This window comes from Silvania sp., assembly GCF_051656365.1.
Lineage (GTDB): Bacteria > Pseudomonadota > Gammaproteobacteria > Enterobacterales > Enterobacteriaceae > Enterobacter > Enterobacter hatchlandensis.
Map to the genome: position 1 here is coordinate 56,755 of NZ_JBOGBT010000064.1, position 15,582 is coordinate 72,336.

Consider the following 15,582-nt stretch of genomic DNA (forward strand, 5'->3'; position numbering starts at 1 on the left):
ACTTTTATATATTTTTGGTGGTTTATATATTCAGTGGAATAATTATCGCAAGAGCGAGGGTAAAGTTTAACGATAAACAAAAATTGATTTGTGATGGGTTTAACGTTAAACAAAAAAAGCGGGTGGTAGCTTATACTCCGTTTTTGAATATTATCTGTGTAGGAATTCACCTATTTATCAGAGAAATGAATTATGAAAAAAACATCATTAATAAAATGGATGGTTTCCACTTTTTTCTGTCTGTTTATTGTCGGTTGTGGGCCGGAAGAAAATATCGATCCGGAAAGTAATACAGGTTCACTTAAAATGTGGGTTGCGCCAAACGAAAATGAAGAAGCGTTCTGGGCGAAAATCGTCAAAGAGTGGAACAATAATCCGAAAAATATGCGGGTTGAGTTTACCACTATTCCGGCAGCCGGTAGCTCGGAAGAGGCCATAATGAATGCGCTGGCCTCCGGGACTGAACCGGATATTTCCAGCAATATCTTTATCGGTTTCGCCAGCCAGTTAACGGAACTGAACCAAATCGCAAATTTAGCCGCCATGCCGGGCTATTCGGAGGTGATTAAAAACCGCCATATGGAAGCCATCATGCCCGCCTGGGAAATTAATGGTCAGCAAAACGTCCTGCCGCTGTACGTTAACCCGATTGTCTGGTGGTGGCGCGGCGATTTACTGGCGAAATACGGCTTTAAACATATCCCGCTCAGCTATGACGACATCTATAAGCTGGCAAAACTGCGCGCGGCGGACAACAAGGGCTACGTCATCCAGATGACCGCCGGTAAAAACTGGTGGGAACGCTGGTTCGATCTGATCCCGCTCTTATACGCGCAAACCGGCGGTAAAGCCTACATTGACGATAAGCAGGCGACCTTTTCCAGCGACGATGGCCGCAAGGTGCTGACCTTCATGGGGACTATTTTTCACAACGGCTGGAGCAGCTACGACTTTACCTCGGCAGACGATCCGCTCGCCAGCGGCCAGGTGCTCGCCTCCGCGCGCGGACCATGGGATATTGCCCGCTATCGCAAGCAGTACCCGGAGGTGCTGAAAACGATCAAAATCGGCCCAATGCTGACCGAAAAAGGCGAAGCGCATCCGCATACTTTCGGCGACAGTAAAGGCCTGGTGATTTTTAATTCCAGCAAACACAAAACCGAAGCCTGGGCATTTGTTCAGTGGGTATTTACTCAAGCTGAGCACGACCGCAGCTGGCTGGAAATGACCGGTATGCCGCCGGCCCGCTCCGATCTATTAATCAATCCGCTGTTTGTGGATTATTTTGCGAAAAATCCCGTCGAGAAAGATATTGCCTCCTGGGTTAACGTCGCCCTGCCGCCCGTTGCCACCACCAAAACGACAGAAATTCAGCGTAGCATGACGCAAATGCTTGAGCAGGTCATTTTTAACAAGGTTCCACCTGAAGCGGCAATTAAGCAGTCCGCTCGGGAAATTAACGGTATTATTCAACAGTAAGAGATCATTATGACGAGAAAGGACGCACACACGGGAGGCCTGCTGGCCTCTCTGTGGATTGGTTATTCTTCCGTTTTTTGGTTTTATCCGCTGATATGGCTGGTGCTGCTAAGCGTCACCCAGTGGCAATTTATTGGCTCACCCATCTTTGTCGGACTGGACAATTTTATCGGCGTGATCCATGACGGCCTTTTCTGGACCGCGATGCTGAATGTATTTCGCTTTTTGCTTTATTACATACCCCTCGTTTTTATTGCCGCGATGCTATTTTCAGCGGGGCTAAAAAGAATTAAATATGGGAAAAGTTTTATTGCCCTGAGCTTCCTGTTAGCCAATATTTCGTCCGGGGTGGCTTATTCGATTGTCTTTTCCAAAATGTTCAGCGAGTTCGGGCCGGTGAATGCCTTTCTGCGCGAGACGCTGGGGATTTCCGTACCGTGGTTTACCAGCCCGGACTGCGCCATGCTGTCGATTGCGCTGATCGTCACCTGGAAATTCGTCGGCTATTACGGATTGATTTTGTATTCAGGGATGCAGGCTATTCCCAAAGATATCTACAGCGCGGCGCTGCTCGATAAAACCCCGCGTTTTCGCCAGACGTGGGCCATCACCGTACCGATGATGAACCCGCAAATCGTGATGGTAATGGTGCTGGCAATCACCGTGGCATTCAGCATCTTCACCGAGCCGTATCTCATCACCGGCGGCGGCCCGCTAAACAGCACCACCAGCCCGATGGTGGTGATGTACGAGGTCGCATTCCAGAAAATGAAACCGACCTGGGCTGCGATGATGTCGATCATCGTGGCGGCAACCAGCTTCCTCACCATCTGGCTATTTCGAAAACTGTTCGAAAAAAATATTGAGATTGTCTGAATGAAAAAGCTAACGCCGCAGAGTGTAATGATTCATCTCGTCATGTTCCTTCTGGCCCTGAGCTGGCTCTATCCCTTTATCTGGATGGTGATCTCCTCGCTGAAACCGACAGCGCAGATCTACACCGCCTCGCTGTTTTCTGGCCCATTCACCCTGGAGAACTACAACTTCCTGCTGGATAACAGCCAGCGTGCCGATAAACCCTTCCTGCGTACCCTGTGTAACTCGCTGTTTATCTCCATAACCATTACCGCGTCGGTGACTCTCAGCTCCATTCTTATCGGATACGCGGTGGCGAAGACGCCGTTTTACGGCAAAAACGCCTTTAAAAATCTGCTGATTGTGCAGATGGTATTCCCCTCGTTCATGTTCATCATTCCGCAGTTCGTGCTGATGCGCGAGTTGGGGCTTATCAATAGCTACAGCGCGATGATCCTGCCGTATGCCATGGGGGCATGGGGGATTTTCATGGTCTCGCAGAGCTTTAAGGGGACACCGAATGATTACATCCATGCCGCCAGGCTCGACCGCGCCAGCCTGTGGGGCATCCTCCGCCACGTCATGATGCCACTTAACAAATCGATTCTGGCGATTGTGGCGCTGTTTACCTTTTCAAGTTCCTGGGACAACTTCCTCTGGCCGCTCATCGTGATGCGCGAGGCGGAAAAAATGCCGTTCTCCGTCCTGCTTGCCACTTTCAGCAAATCGTACGGCGTGTACCTCGGCCCGGTGCTGGCCGGGTCGGTGCTGCAAATGTTGCCCGTCGTAGTGCTGTTTATTCTGTTCCGCAAATATTTCCTCGAAGGAATGTCGTTATCACTGAAATAAGGATCAATGATGAACACCAATCGATGGTGGCAGGACGCTGTTTTTTATCAGATTTATTTGCCCTCGTTTTGTGATGGCAACGGCGACGGGCTGGGGGATTTCACCGGCTTATTAACGAAGATCGACTATCTTGCCACGCTGGGTGTAGGGGCGGTGTGGATCACACCGTTTTATCCCTCTCCGCTGGTGGACAATGGCTACGATATTAGCGACTTCTGCGCCGTAGACCCGCGTTTCGGTCAACTGGCCGATTTTGAGCGCGTGGTTGAGGCCTGCCACCGCAAAGGCATCCGCGTGGTGATCGATCTGGTGATTAACCACGTTTCGTCACAGCATCCGTGGTTTGTCGATGCGTGGAATAACCCCGCCAGCCGTTACCGTGACTATTTTATTTTTACCTCCCGGCCCAACAACTGGCGCTCCTTTTTCTCCGGCAGTGCATGGGAGAAAGAGCCTGACACAGGCGAGTATTACTACCATAAATTTGCGCCGGAGCAGGTCGATTTAAACTGGCGCAATCCCGAGGTCGAAAAAGAGATCCTGCGGGTGATCGACTTCTGGCGCGAGCGGGGAGTGGATGGTTTTCGCTTCGACGTCATTAACTTTCTCACCACTGACGGCGTGGGAGAAGACAACCCCGAGCGCGACGGGGAGCAGGATCATCTTCACGATATTAACCAGCCTGCGCTGCTTCCGACGCTGCGGCGCTTGTGCCGATATATTCGCGAGCGCGGCGATTATTTACTGATTGGCGAAATCGGCAGCGAGGCTCTCGCGGTGCTCAGCTGCTACCAGGCCGACGATCTGATGGACGTGGTCTTTAACTTCAATCTCGGCAGCCTGAAATGCTGGGATCTGGACGCCATCGTTGTCCAGCTTCAGGCGATGCGCGAGCAGCAGTCCGGTCTGCCGACGCTCTTTTTTTCCAGCCACGATATGCCGCGCATGATCGGGCGCTTTGGCGAGGGCGAGCGCGACGTCGAGCGTGCGGCGGCGGTGGCGGCCCTGCAACTTACCGCTTTCGGCATGCCTTTTATTTACCAGGGAGAGGAGGCCGGCATAGGGAATTACTCCCCGTGCACAGAGCGGGACATTTACGATATTCAGGGAAAAACCTGGTATCACACCGCGCTGGCGCAAGGGATGACGGCGGCGCAGGCGCTGGAGCAGGCCATTACCCACTCGCGTGATGCCTCCCGCGCGCCGCTTCCCTGGAACAGCCAGCCTTTTGCGGGGTTCTCCTGCGTACCGCCCTGGATGCCGCTGCGTGCGGATTTCCCGCAGGTCAATATCGACGCGCAAATGGCGGCCAGCGATTCCCTGTGGCACGTCTGGCGGCGGCTGATTGCCCTGCGCAAAACGTCGCCCGCGCTGCGGCACGGCGCGTATCGCCTGCTGGCGAAGGAAAACGATGCGCTCTTTTTTATGCGCGAAAGCGCCGGGGAATCCGTCTGGGTCGCCATCAACTTTGGTGAACCGGCGAGAAACCTCTGGCATGAGATCCCCGCGCAAACCGTGTACGGCGCGGATGATCTGTGGATCCAAAAAAACCAGTGTGTAATCAAAAGGAGCAGTCATGGAAAGGCACAGTAAAAACCCCCTCATCACCCCGAAGGACGTTAAGCCTTCGCAACCAGACCGCAAGGTTGAGTGCGTCTTCAACGCGGGCGTCACCGAATGTAATGGCGAAATTCTGCTGCTGGTGCGGGTGGCGGAAAGCGTGATTAGCTCCGATCCCGGGAAGATTATCATCCCGCTGCTTGAGCAGCAGGGGGGCGAGTGGAAAACCGCGAACCGCTGCTTCGATCGCGGCGATGAGCAGTACGATTTCAGCGATCCGCGCGCCATCGTGCTGAAAAGCGATCCGGCGACGTTGTGGCTGACCTCCATGTCCCATCTACGCTTGGCGCGCAGTCTGGATGGCGTGAACTTTACCGTCGCCGATACGCCGTTCATCACACCGGATAACCGGTACGAGCAGTTTGGCTGTGAAGATGCGCGTATTACCCGCATTGATGATGACTGGTACATCAGTTATTCCGCCATCTCGCCGATGGGGATCGCCACCGCGCTGGCCGTGACGCGGGATTTTGTACACGTCGAGAAAAAGGGGGTGATTCTGTGCCCGGATAACCGCGACGTCTGCTTCTTCCCGGAGCGCATTCACGGCCGCTATATGGCGTTAACCCGCCCGGCACCCTGCCATTTTGGGCATCCTGAGATCTGGATTTGCGAGTCGCCGGATATGCTGCACTGGGGCAATCACCATCATCTGCTTGGACGCTCCGGTGACGCGTGGGACGGGCGTAAGTCGGGCGGCGGCGCGCCGCTGATCAAAACCGATCGAGGCTGGCTGGAAATTTATCACGGCGTGGACGCGCAGCAACGCTATTGCCTCGGGGCGCTTTTGCTGGATCTGGACGATCCAACCATCATTCTGGCGAAATCGTCGGTGCCGCTGTTGGAGCCTGTCGCACCGTACGAGCGGGAAGGGTTTTTCGGCAACGTGGTGTTCACCTGCGGCGCACTTATCCGCCAGCAGACGCTATACGTCTGGTATGGCGCGGCAGATGAGTGCATCGGCCTTGCCACGCTGCCGATGAATGGGCTCTGGGATCACCTGGGTTTGCGATGAATAGCCGTTGCAGGGGTTAGCATCGATTGCCCGATGGCGCTGCTCTTACCTGGCCTACAACGACCACAACGGCACGCGTTATGTAGGCTGGGCAAGCGCAGCGCCGCCCGGGTATTTTACGCTTCAGCCACACTTACCCGCATTGCCGCCAGCGCCTTACGGGCCGCTTTCAGCACCTGCTCGCACTGCTCCACAGTCAACGTCAGCGGTGGTTCAATGCGGATGGTTTTTGAGTTGTTCAGCGTTCCGGCCACCAACACCCGCTGGCGGAACATCTCGCTCGCGAAGTTATAGCCGGTTTCGTTATCGACAAACTCAATCGCCATCAACATCCCTTTACCGCGTGCATCCTGCACCAGATCCGGGTATTCACGTCCCAGCTGAAGGAAGCCATCCAGCAGCATGTCGCCTTTCTGCTCCGCCTGCGCGGGCAGGTTTTGCTCCAGCAGCACGTTGATGGTCGCCAGCGCCGCCGCACAGGCCAGCGGGTTGCCGCCAAAGGTGGTGGTGTGCAGGAAGGGGTTATCAAACAGCACCGAGAACACCTCTTCGGTGGCGATCGTTGCGCCAATCGGCATCACGCCGCCGCCCAGCGCTTTGGCCAGACACAGGATGTCCGGCTGCACGTTCTCATGCTCGCAGGCAAACATCTTGCCGGTGCGGCCCATGCCGGTCTGCACTTCATCGAGGATCAGCAGCGCGCCAAACTCATCGCACAGCTTACGCACCGCAGGCAGATAGCCCGCTGGCGGCAGGATCACCCCGCCTTCGCCCTGAATGGGCTCAAGGATAATCGCCGCCACGTCGTCGCCGGTTTTACGGCAGTCGCTCAGCACGCTGCGCATGGCGTTGATATCCCCGAATGCCACGTGGCGAAAGCCCGGCAGCAGCGGCATAAAGGGTTTACGGAAGGTCGATTTTGCCGTCGCAGAGAGCGCGCCCAACGACTTACCGTGGAAGGCTCCGGTGGTGGCGATAAAGGTGAATTTCCCGCGCGGCGACTGGTACGCTTTGGCGAGTTTAAGCGCCGCTTCGACCGATTCCGTGCCGCTGTTACTGAAGAAGCTGTATTTCAGTTTGCCCGGCGTCAGTGCCGCCAGCGTTTTCGCCAGCATCGCCCTGAGCGGGTCAAGCAATTCCTGACTGTGAAGGGGTTGTTTCGCGAGCTGATTTTGTACGGCGGAAACCACTACTGGATTACGGTGCCCCACATTGAAAATGCCAAAACCACCCAGGCAATCGATAAATTCCTGTCCCTGGGTGTCGACAAGCGTATTCAGACTTCCCGCTTGCCACTCTACGGCTCCGTAATCCCCGCCAGCGGTAACAGATTTTCGGTACTCTAAAAACCCCGGATTCACATGCTCTTTGAAGTAATCAATCACCTCTCGGTTTAATTGTTTCATCTCCTCATGATCAAGCGTTCGCTTCTCAATGAGATTAAGTGCGTGCGCGGTACAGGCAAGTGCCGATGCGCTGGAAGGTAACCTGTTCAAAATGAGCTCCCGGGTATCGCGTATCACATGATACTGAATTAAGTATTGCAGGGATTACGCCACTTCCGGTGACTTAACGAAAATCGGGATAAACGCCTGTTCAACCCGATGCTGCACAAAATTTAATCGTGCCGGGTGAGGATCCGCTACTTTGCCGCTGAGTTGACTTGCCCTTGAAAGGGTCAGGTGCACGACTGTGGTGCACGCCTTTAGTGAAGCAGAAATTAACAGGTAACCCTTTGAGATTAATTTCTCTATGAAAGTATTTGAAATCAATCAATTACAAAAACGTACAAAAAGTGCGGTTTAACCAAAATTTGAGATCGCGATCGGTTTTAACAACTAAAGATAAATTTTTTACCGCCGAAAAAAGATTAACCCTAAAAATTAACATTCAAATAACCTGCAAGGGATGCCTGCTATGTCCGCTCAACCTTATGTCACTCAGAATGACTATCCTCTGGACGATGACACCACCTTAATGTCCACCACCGATCTCAACAGCTACATGACCCACACCAACGATACCTTCGTGAAAGTGAGTGGTTACCAACTCGATGAGCTGCTGGGGCAACCGCACAACCTGGTGCGCCATCCGGACATGCCAAAAGCCGCATTCGCCGATATGTGGTACACGCTGCAGCAGGGGGAGCCCTGGAGCGGGATCGTCAAAAACCGGCGCAAGAATGGCGATCATTACTGGGTGCGCGCCAACGCCGTGCCAATGGTGCGGGGTGGCCAGGTGACGGGCTATATGTCGATTCGCACCCGGGCAACGGACGCCGAAATTGCCGCCGTGGAGCCGCTGTATCAGGCCCTGAACGCAGGGCGCAGCAACAAGCGCATTCATAAAGGGCTGGTCTGCGCAAAAGGCTGGACCGGCAAACTCCCCGCCATGCCGCTGCGCTGGCGGACGCGTAGCGTGATGGCCGCGCTGTTTCTGCTGCTGGCGGGCTCCCTGTATGCCACCGATGCAGGATGGATACCGCTTGCCGCCAGTGCGCTGGTGATGCTGCTGGGCACGCTGCTGTTTGAGCAGCAGATTGTCCGTCCGGTTGAGAACGTGGCGCGTCAGGCGCTGAAGGTGGCAACCGGCGAGCGGCATACGGTAGATCATCTGAACCGCAGCGACGAGCTGGGGCTGACGCTGCGCTCGGTAGGCCAACTGGGTCTGATGTGCCGCTGGCTGATCAATGATGTCTCCAGCCAGGTGGTGAGCGTACGTGACGGTAGTGAGCGGCTGGCGAAAGGTAACGAAGATCTGAATGACCGCACGCGCCAGACGGTGGCTAACGTCCAACAGACGGTCGCCACCATGAATCAGATGGCTGCGTCGGTGCAGAGCAACTCCGAAACCGCCGTTGCCGCCGACAAACTGTCGATGGCGGCGAGCGGGGCGGCAAGCGAGGGCGGTAACGCGATGCAGACCGTGGTGAAGACCATGGATGAAATTGCCGACAGCACCCAGCGCATTGGATCCATCACCACCCTGATTAACGATATCGCCTTCCAGACCAATATTCTGGCGCTGAACGCCGCGGTTGAGGCCGCGCGTGCGGGTGAACAGGGTAAAGGATTTGCGGTGGTGGCGGGTGAAGTCCGCCATCTGGCCAGCCGCAGCGCCAACGCCGCGAACGACATCCGCAAGCTGATTGATGCCAGCGCCAGTAAGGTGCAGTCCGGCTCCGATCAGGTTCACGCTGCAGGACGCACCATGGATGATATCGTCGAGCAGGTGCAAAACGTCACCCGCCTGATTGCGCAGATCAGCCATTCAACATCGGAACAGGCCACGGGCCTGAACGACTTAACCCGCGCTGTGGCGGAGCTGGACGGTATCACCAAGAAAAATGCCGATCTGGTCGAAGAGAGCGCGCGCGTCTCGGCGATGGTGAAGCATCGTGCCGGGCGACTGAAAGACGCGGTCACGGTTCTCCATTGAGTCAGTAATGTTCCAGTAAAGCCGTTTATTTCGCGAGGAATAAGCGGCTTTTTTATTTCTTTAATTGTCGGAATAGTGATCCGACAATGTTAAATTAATATTAAATAACTAAAATAAGCGGCAAAGTTATTTATCACACCCTAAGGCAATCTCACACCATTGTGTTTCAGCGCGCTTGCTGCGGTGGCTATATAACGATCGATGCGGGTTCTTCAATAGGTGCGACCTATCCATAATGTCATTATCAAATAAAAAAACGATCAATCTCATAAAGTTAGCGAAAGTGTTACCGATAACGATGATCGTCTGAGAAATAATCACATTGATGGAGTATATATGTTCTTACATGGCGTAAAGATTGGCACAAAATTATTTCTGGCCTTTGGGTTATTTATTATCCTGATGGTGGCGAGCGCAACGCTCTCCCTGCTGAGCCTGAATCGGGCGAATAATGAGATGCAAGCCATTATTGTTAACGACTACCCCACGACGGTAAAAGCCAACCAGCTGATCGATAATTTTCAGGAATTTGTTAGCACGCAACAGCTGATGCTTCTGGATGACCAGGGAACCTATGCCGCAGAGTCGCAGCAGCGCCTGAAGACCATCAGCGAGCAGATCACCCTTATCCTCAAGGCGCTGAACAGCGCGTTGCCGGACCAAAAATCGCAACAGATCCTCGCCGGGATCGGCGAGGTGCGCCAGCAGTATCTGGATTCCCGCTACCGCATTCTGCAATTCGTGCAGAACAACGATCGCGCCGGGGCGATTCAGGAGATGATGACCCACACCGTTAAGCTGCAAAGTGCCTACAAAGCCAAGGTGCAGGAGCTGATCGCGGTGCAAGACGCCGAGATGCAGAGCGCGGGCCAGCAGGTCGATGCGGATTATCACACCAACCGCCTGATGCTGATTTTACTGACTCTGGTCAGCGTGCTGGCCGGTAGTGCGATGGGCTGGTTTATCGTGCGCTCGATTACGCGCCCACTGGGCGAAGCGGTGAGCTTTGCTGAAGCCATCGCGGAGGGGGATTTAACCCGCAACATCTCCACGCGTGCCAAAGACGAAACCGGTCTGTTGCTCCATGCCCTGATGGAGATGAAAACCCGACTGCTGGAGATTGTACAGCAGGTGCAATCCGGCTCGGAGAACATCTCCAGCGCGGCGGCGCAGATTGTGGCCGGTAACCAGGATCTGGCGGCGCGCACCGAAGAGCAGGCAAGTTCCGTAGAACAGACCGCAGCCTCGATGGAGCAGATCACCGCGACGGTGAAAAACACCGCCGCGCACACCGGGGAAGCGACAAATCTGTCTGCCGATGCCGCAACGGTGGTGAAACACAACGGCGAGATGATGAAGCAGGTCACGCAAAAAATGCGTCTGATTAACGAAACCTCTACCCGCATGTCCGACATCATCAACCTGATCGACTCGATTGCCTTCCAGACCAACATTCTGGCGCTCAACGCGGCGGTGGAAGCGGCACGTGCCGGTGAGCACGGGCGCGGGTTTGCGGTGGTCGCGGGCGAAGTGCGTCAGCTGGCGCAAAAAAGCGCCTCGTCGGCCAGTGAAATTCGCCAGCTGATTGAAAGCTCAACCAGCCAGACTCAGGACGGGATGAACCTGGTGGAAAAAGCCAGCGGGCTGATTAACGGGATGGTCGGCAACGTGGAAGAGATGGATGTGATCCTGCGGGAAATCCGCCAGGCCAGCCACGAGCAGACCGAGGGGATTTCACAGATTAACAGCGCGATTGGCCTGATTGACTCCACCACCCAGCAGAACTCCGCCCTGGTGGAAGAGTCCGTTGCGGCGGCGGCGGCGCTGAATGAGCAGGCATTGCACCTGAAAGCGCTGGTTAAAGTCTTCCGCGTGCGCGAGGGCGCGCTGGTTTAATCGAGCTGATTGATCTCCAGCGACGCACGGTCGATAACAGCGATGATCTGTTTCAGCTGCGCGTCGCTCAGCCCTTCCTGATTGACCTTCAAATCCAGCACCGCTTTAAAATTATCTAACGCCCGCTTCATCTGCGGGTTTTTACGCAGCTGGAAGCCCACGCAGCGGGCTTTAATACGCGCCTGGATGTTCTCAAGCTGGTCCAGGTTCTCATCCAGCCAGCGCTGTCCGGCCACGGTGATGGCAATCTGTTTGCGCCCGTTTTCTTCTTCGGTGATAGTGATAAATGCCTGTTCCTGCAGGAAATCGAGCGTCGGGTAGATCACGCCAGGGCTCGGCGTGTAGTTCCCCTGAGTCATGCTTTCGATGTCTTTAATCAGCTCGTAACCGTGGCTGGCATTGCGGGTCAGGAGGTCCAGAATCACCAGCCGTAACTCGCCGTGACCAAAAAAGCGCTGACGGCGTCCGCCGCCTTCGTGTGCATGTCGCATAGAATTTCCTTTTATTTGATATATCTAATTTATATCTAAGTTGGTTTTAGATGCAATCTAAAAAATCTTGCATTTTTTGTTGTTAGCAATCATTATCATTTAAAATTAATTTCGATATATCGTATTCACAGGATAAAGGGATAAACATGACCGCTACCCGCTACCCCCAACGTGTTCGCAATGAGCTGCGCTTTCGTGCGCTGAACGTGCTGCGCGTCGAGCGCATCAGCGCCGGTTTTCAGCGCATCGTCTTAGGTGGCGAGGCGCTCGACGGCTTTAGCTCCCGCGGCTTCGACGACCATTCCAAAGTCTTTTTCCCACAGCCGGGTACGACATTCGTTCCCCCGGTAGTGACCGACGAAGGCGTGGACTGGGGCGATGGCGTGCGTCCGCAGGCGCGTGATTACACCCCGCTGTATGACGCTGCCCGCCACGAGCTGGCGCTCGATTTCTTTATCCACGACGGGGGCGTTGCCAGCGGCTGGGCGATGGAGGCTAACGTCGGTGACGAGCTTTCGATCGGCGGCCCGCGCGGATCGCTGGTGGTGCCGGAAGATTACGCCTGGCAGCTCTATGTGTGCGATGAGTCGGGCATGCCCGCGCTGCGCCGTCGTTTAGAGGCCATTGCAAAACTGCCGGTTCGCCCGGAAGTCCATGCGGTGGTGACGGTGGGTGACGCTTCGTATAAGGATTATCTGGCACACCTGAGCGAGTTCAATATCCACTGGGTGGTAGGGCATAGCGAACAGGCGGTGGCCGACCATCTGGCGACGCTCAGCGTACCCGCCGAAGATTACTTTATCTGGCTGACCGGGGAAGGGAAGGTGGTGAAAAACCTGAGTCGCCAGTTTGAAACCGACGCTATCGACCAGAAACTGGTGCGTGCCAGCGCTTACTGGCACGCCAAATAATCAGGCCACGTCGTCGAGCTGCGCGGTGCTGACCTGATGTTGAAGGGCGGCGCGCACCTCGTGCAGGGCTTTCTCCTGCTGGGCAAAGTAGACGTCCATATTGCTCAGCGAGGAGACCAGTAGCCAGGACTCTTCTTTTTCCAGCTCCGCCAGCTCGCTCACCAGGGTGTCGATTTGCTCGCGCACCTGGGCCATCTTTTTGCGCAGCCGCGTCAGATCGTTGAGACGGTCGCTGGCCATCAGCGGTTCAAACCCCTGATGCAGACGGGCGACCAGCGAGCGGATAGTTTTCACGTCGCCGCGCTGCCTGGCCTGATTCAGCTGCACCATCATGGCGTTGGCCTCTTCTTTCAGATCGTCCGCCACCAGATCGGGGTGGCAGAGCTTACTCGCCTGGCGCCAGAGCCGTTTTAACTCATTCTGATCCTCTTCTGACAGATCCTTGCCTTTACGCAGACGCACCTCGGCATCGTGATGCTGCTCGCGGTATTTTTCGTACTCGTCGTTAGCCTCGTCACGCGCCTGGCGGGCGGGCTCCTCTTCGCGGGTGAGGCCCGTCTCCAGCTCCTGGGCTTCGGCCAGCAGGTTGGCGATCAGGTTGCTCTGCTGCTGCAGATGCTTACGCGCCCCGGCCGCCTGCACCGAATCGGCAGGCAGATCGCGCCAGTGGCCGGTGAGGGTGGTCAGCACCTCCACTGCCTGGGCCACATACTGCTGGCAGCGGCGATAGTCCGCCTCCCGGCGACGGGCTTCCGCCTGCTGGCGGCGCAGATTGAGTTCTGCCAGCGTTTTGCGCAGGGCGAGAATTTGCGTCATCAGGGGGCCGAGGCGCGAGAAATAGAGATCGTTAAATTCATCCAGCTGCTGCACGCGGGCGTTGCGGCGATCGATCAGATCGCGCAGGCGTTCCTCGAGCGCCTTCAGCTCCAGCTTGCTGGCGGCAAGCTGCGGATCGCGCCACGGGGCGAGGGCCCGCTGGTTTTGCAGCCAGCCGGTGATGGCCGCCAGCGCGGCGGTGTAGTTTTTATGCTCAAGCGCCACGACGATCGCCAGCAGCTCATCGTCAAACGCTTCGCTTTTTAACCGTGCCAGTTGGCTTGCAATGATGTCGTCATCTTCAAGTTCAATGGCATTTTTAATGATTTCTAGCCGTTTGATCGGTGTGCTCATCGTGCTGTTCGCTTTGCCGCTTAAGTATTTGAGTTAAGGATAGTTGTTGTCAGAACGAGAGTGAATAATACACACGTCTGATGTCTGGCGCGACGGGGTAATGCGCAGAAACCATCCCGCGCCACGTTAAAAAAAGGGGCGATGGAAATTCATTCATAAACTCCGCTTATCATTATTTTTCGCTATAAAATGTTTTAAAGTGTTAGTCAGGCGGTCTTGTTTGCTGGATTTTTGATTTAAATCGCTGTTTTATATTTATGTTGTGGTTAATTAAGCAAAGAAAGTAGAGAAATTTTGCAATCAGTCGATAAGCTTGTACATATTATTAGCACTACGTAAAATGTATTAGTCATTCGCTCTCAAAATGTTAAAACGTGCGAAGGGAAGCCCCCATGACGATGTGCAATATCAACCCTTTGACTGTTTTAATTCCCTCAAACGCTGTCCTGGCACATCGCTCAGGTACGAACACATTGGTTTGTAAATCAAGAGTAATGCCATGAAAAATTATGATGATTTGCAGCGTTTTAAGGATAAAACGCGCACGGGTGACATCAAGTTCAAAGATTTCTCAGCGCAGAAGCAGAACGCTGCGACCAGCGACTGGGCGATTATCAATCAGCTTGCGGGCGGCAATAGTGACTCGGCGCTGGCAAAAGCCGGCAGCGTAGCCGTGCCCGTTCCTCAGCCGCTCAAGCCTGGCGAACTGGAGGCCGCATTTGCGCCTTTCGCGCAGGCCCCAATTGCCCCAATGCCGGATCCGGCAGTGCCTGCACCCTCGCTGTTTGAACAGCTGATCCCGCAAGCGCCTGCCGCTGCGCCACAGCCGCTGATTCAGCCAGCACCGACGCCCGTGGCCGCACCCGCGCCGCAGATCGCGCCTGTTGCTGTTGCACCTGCTGCGCCGCTGGCCGCACCTGCGCCCGCCGAGCCTGTGCGCTTTGAGCAGCTGTTTGCCACCAAAGCCACCGCCCGCGTCAGCCATCCGGTCAAAGACCTTCCGTTACAACCGCTCCTGGAGAAAATCGCTTCATGCCGTTAGTGTGTATTTGCTCGCCAAAAGGCGGAGTGGGAAAAACCACGGTCACGGCCAACCTTGCTTACGCCCTGGCGCGTTCCGGCAGTAAAGTCCTGGCCATTGATTTTGATGTGCAGAACGCCTTGCGTCTGCATTTTGGCGTGCCGCTGTCCGATGGACGCGGGTACGTTGCCCGGGCCAATGAATCTGCCGACTGGAGTCAGTCAGTGCTCACTGCGGGCAGCAACATGTTCGTTCTGCCTTATGGTGAAGTGACGGAAGAGCAGCGCATCATGTTCGAGCATAATCTCGCCACCGACAGCCATTTCCTGATGCGCGGCTTAAGTTCCTTGCTGAACTATCCGGGGCTGATCATTCTTGCCGACTTCCCACCGGGGCCGAATCCGGCGCTTAAAGCGATCTCTCCGCTGGCGGATATGCATCTGGTGACGCTGCTGGCCGATACCGCCTCCCTGTCGCTGCTGCCGCATATTGAAAACCACCGCCTGACCGGCGGCACGCCGCCGAAGAACCCGGCGGGCTATTCGTTCCTGGTGAACCAGAGTGACAGTCGTCGTTATATCAGTCGCGATGTCACCGCCTTTTTACAGCAGCGCCTCGGCGATCGCCTGCTGGGGGTGATCAATCGGGATGAAAGCGTGGCGGAGGCGAATGCGTCACAGCAATCGATCCTGGATTTCAACGCCACCTCGGCGGCTGCGTTTGATATCGAACTGGTGAGCAAACGTATTGCGGGTATGTTGGGGGTTAATGTGGGTGACGGCGCAGTGCACGCTAACCTGAAAACTTCTAATTTCTGACGACAATTTCAGGACGTCC

Annotated in this window: 13 protein-coding genes; 10 read left to right on the forward strand and 3 right to left on the reverse strand. The window is 55.2% G+C overall.

Annotation, left to right across the window (positions count from 1 at the left end; all coding sequences use genetic code 11):
• Positions 1 to 192: 192 nt before the first annotated feature.
• Genes ACRDD5_RS12585 through ACRDD5_RS12605 form a run of 5 tightly spaced genes read left to right on the forward strand, consistent with a single transcriptional unit; the run spans position 193 to position 5,818 of the window.
• Complete coding sequence (locus tag ACRDD5_RS12585) at positions 193 to 1,479, forward strand: ABC transporter substrate-binding protein (protein WP_438676944.1); 1,287 nt, start codon at positions 193 to 195, stop codon at positions 1,477 to 1,479.
• A 9-nt stretch (positions 1,480 to 1,488) separates the two neighbouring features.
• Positions 1,489 to 2,355, forward strand: coding sequence for a carbohydrate ABC transporter permease (locus tag ACRDD5_RS12590; RefSeq protein ID WP_438676945.1), 867 nt, complete (start codon positions 1,489 to 1,491; stop codon positions 2,353 to 2,355).
• Positions 2,356 to 3,183, forward strand: a complete 828-nt coding sequence (locus tag ACRDD5_RS12595) for a carbohydrate ABC transporter permease (protein ID WP_438676946.1) — start codon at positions 2,356 to 2,358, stop codon at positions 3,181 to 3,183.
• Between the two features lie 9 nt (positions 3,184 to 3,192).
• Positions 3,193 to 4,776: an alpha-amylase family glycosyl hydrolase gene (locus tag ACRDD5_RS12600; protein ID WP_438676947.1), complete on the forward strand. Its 1,584-nt coding sequence runs from the start codon at positions 3,193 to 3,195 to the stop codon at positions 4,774 to 4,776.
• Positions 4,760 to 5,818 carry a glycoside hydrolase family 130 protein gene (locus ACRDD5_RS12605; RefSeq protein ID WP_438676948.1) on the forward strand — a complete coding sequence of 353 codons (1,059 nt, stop codon included), beginning with the start codon at positions 4,760 to 4,762 and terminating at the stop codon, positions 5,816 to 5,818. Before ACRDD5_RS12600 ends, ACRDD5_RS12605 begins: the two co-directional genes overlap by 17 nt.
• Before the next feature lie 116 nt (positions 5,819 to 5,934).
• On the opposite strand, the gene ygjG is transcribed toward ACRDD5_RS12605, so the two are convergent.
• The gene (gene ygjG, locus ACRDD5_RS12610) at positions 5,935 to 7,314 is read right to left on the reverse strand and encodes a putrescine aminotransferase (protein WP_438676949.1); all 1,380 of its coding nucleotides are present in this window, start codon (positions 7,312 to 7,314) and stop codon (positions 5,935 to 5,937) included.
• A gap of 421 nt (positions 7,315 to 7,735) precedes the next feature.
• Here ygjG and ACRDD5_RS12615 point away from each other — a divergent pair, with 421 nt between their 5' ends.
• Both ACRDD5_RS12615 and ACRDD5_RS12620 read left to right on the forward strand, forming a co-directional pair.
• A complete protein-coding gene (locus ACRDD5_RS12615) occupies positions 7,736 to 9,256 on the forward strand; it encodes a methyl-accepting chemotaxis protein (RefSeq protein ID WP_438676950.1) in 1,521 nt (506 codons plus the stop codon).
• Between the two features lie 336 nt (positions 9,257 to 9,592).
• Positions 9,593 to 11,152, forward strand: coding sequence for a methyl-accepting chemotaxis protein (locus ACRDD5_RS12620; RefSeq protein ID WP_271284446.1), 1,560 nt, complete (start codon positions 9,593 to 9,595; stop codon positions 11,150 to 11,152).
• On the opposite strand, the gene ACRDD5_RS12625 is transcribed toward ACRDD5_RS12620, so the two are convergent.
• On the reverse strand, positions 11,149 to 11,643 hold the full coding sequence (locus ACRDD5_RS12625) for a PadR family transcriptional regulator (protein WP_271284447.1): 495 nt from the start codon (positions 11,641 to 11,643) through the stop codon (positions 11,149 to 11,151). The two genes, ACRDD5_RS12620 and ACRDD5_RS12625, sit on opposite strands and share 4 nt — an antisense overlap.
• 146 nt (positions 11,644 to 11,789) lie before the next feature.
• Here ACRDD5_RS12625 and ACRDD5_RS12630 point away from each other — a divergent pair, with 146 nt between their 5' ends.
• On the forward strand, positions 11,790 to 12,554 hold the full coding sequence (locus ACRDD5_RS12630; protein ID WP_271284448.1) for a siderophore-interacting protein: 765 nt from the start codon (positions 11,790 to 11,792) through the stop codon (positions 12,552 to 12,554).
• Here the strand turns inward: ACRDD5_RS12630 and ACRDD5_RS12635 are convergent, their stop codons facing one another.
• Positions 12,555 to 13,724, reverse strand: coding sequence for a DNA repair protein (locus ACRDD5_RS12635; RefSeq protein WP_438676951.1), 1,170 nt, complete (start codon positions 13,722 to 13,724; stop codon positions 12,555 to 12,557).
• Positions 13,725 to 14,223: 499 nt separating this feature from the next.
• Between ACRDD5_RS12635 and bcsO the strand changes: the two genes are divergently transcribed.
• Positions 14,224 to 14,766 carry a cellulose biosynthesis protein BcsO gene (gene bcsO, locus ACRDD5_RS12640; protein WP_271284450.1) on the forward strand — a complete coding sequence of 181 codons (543 nt, stop codon included), beginning with the start codon at positions 14,224 to 14,226 and terminating at the stop codon, positions 14,764 to 14,766.
• Positions 14,757 to 15,563: a cellulose biosynthesis protein BcsQ gene (gene bcsQ / locus ACRDD5_RS12645; RefSeq protein ID WP_438676952.1), complete on the forward strand. Its 807-nt coding sequence runs from the start codon at positions 14,757 to 14,759 to the stop codon at positions 15,561 to 15,563. The genes bcsO and bcsQ overlap by 10 nt, the downstream gene beginning before the upstream one ends.
• Positions 15,564 to 15,582: the final 19 nt, after the last annotated feature.

What these genes read in the sequence shown, in the direction of transcription:
- ACRDD5_RS12585 (WP_438676944.1), top strand. Translation starts at nt 193, where the DNA reads ATGAAAAAAACATCATTAATAAAATGGATGGTTTCCACTTTTTTCTGT.
- ACRDD5_RS12590 (WP_438676945.1), top strand. Translation starts at nt 1,489, where the DNA reads ATGACGAGAAAGGACGCACACACGGGAGGCCTGCTGGCCTCTCTGTGG.
- ACRDD5_RS12595 (WP_438676946.1), top strand. Translation starts at nt 2,356, where the DNA reads ATGAAAAAGCTAACGCCGCAGAGTGTAATGATTCATCTCGTCATGTTC.
- ACRDD5_RS12600 (WP_438676947.1), top strand. Translation starts at nt 3,193, where the DNA reads ATGAACACCAATCGATGGTGGCAGGACGCTGTTTTTTATCAGATTTAT.
- ACRDD5_RS12605 (WP_438676948.1), top strand. Translation starts at nt 4,760, where the DNA reads ATGGAAAGGCACAGTAAAAACCCCCTCATCACCCCGAAGGACGTTAAG.
- ACRDD5_RS12615 (WP_438676950.1), top strand. Translation starts at nt 7,736, where the DNA reads ATGTCCGCTCAACCTTATGTCACTCAGAATGACTATCCTCTGGACGAT.
- ACRDD5_RS12620 (WP_271284446.1), top strand. Translation starts at nt 9,593, where the DNA reads ATGTTCTTACATGGCGTAAAGATTGGCACAAAATTATTTCTGGCCTTT.
- ACRDD5_RS12625 (WP_271284447.1), bottom strand. Translation starts at nt 11,643, where the DNA reads ATGCGACATGCACACGAAGGCGGCGGACGCCGTCAGCGCTTTTTTGGT.
- ACRDD5_RS12630 (WP_271284448.1), top strand. Translation starts at nt 11,790, where the DNA reads ATGACCGCTACCCGCTACCCCCAACGTGTTCGCAATGAGCTGCGCTTT.
- ACRDD5_RS12635 (WP_438676951.1), bottom strand. Translation starts at nt 13,724, where the DNA reads ATGAGCACACCGATCAAACGGCTAGAAATCATTAAAAATGCCATTGAA.
- bcsO (WP_271284450.1), top strand. Translation starts at nt 14,224, where the DNA reads ATGAAAAATTATGATGATTTGCAGCGTTTTAAGGATAAAACGCGCACG.
- bcsQ (WP_438676952.1), top strand. Translation starts at nt 14,757, where the DNA reads ATGCCGTTAGTGTGTATTTGCTCGCCAAAAGGCGGAGTGGGAAAAACC.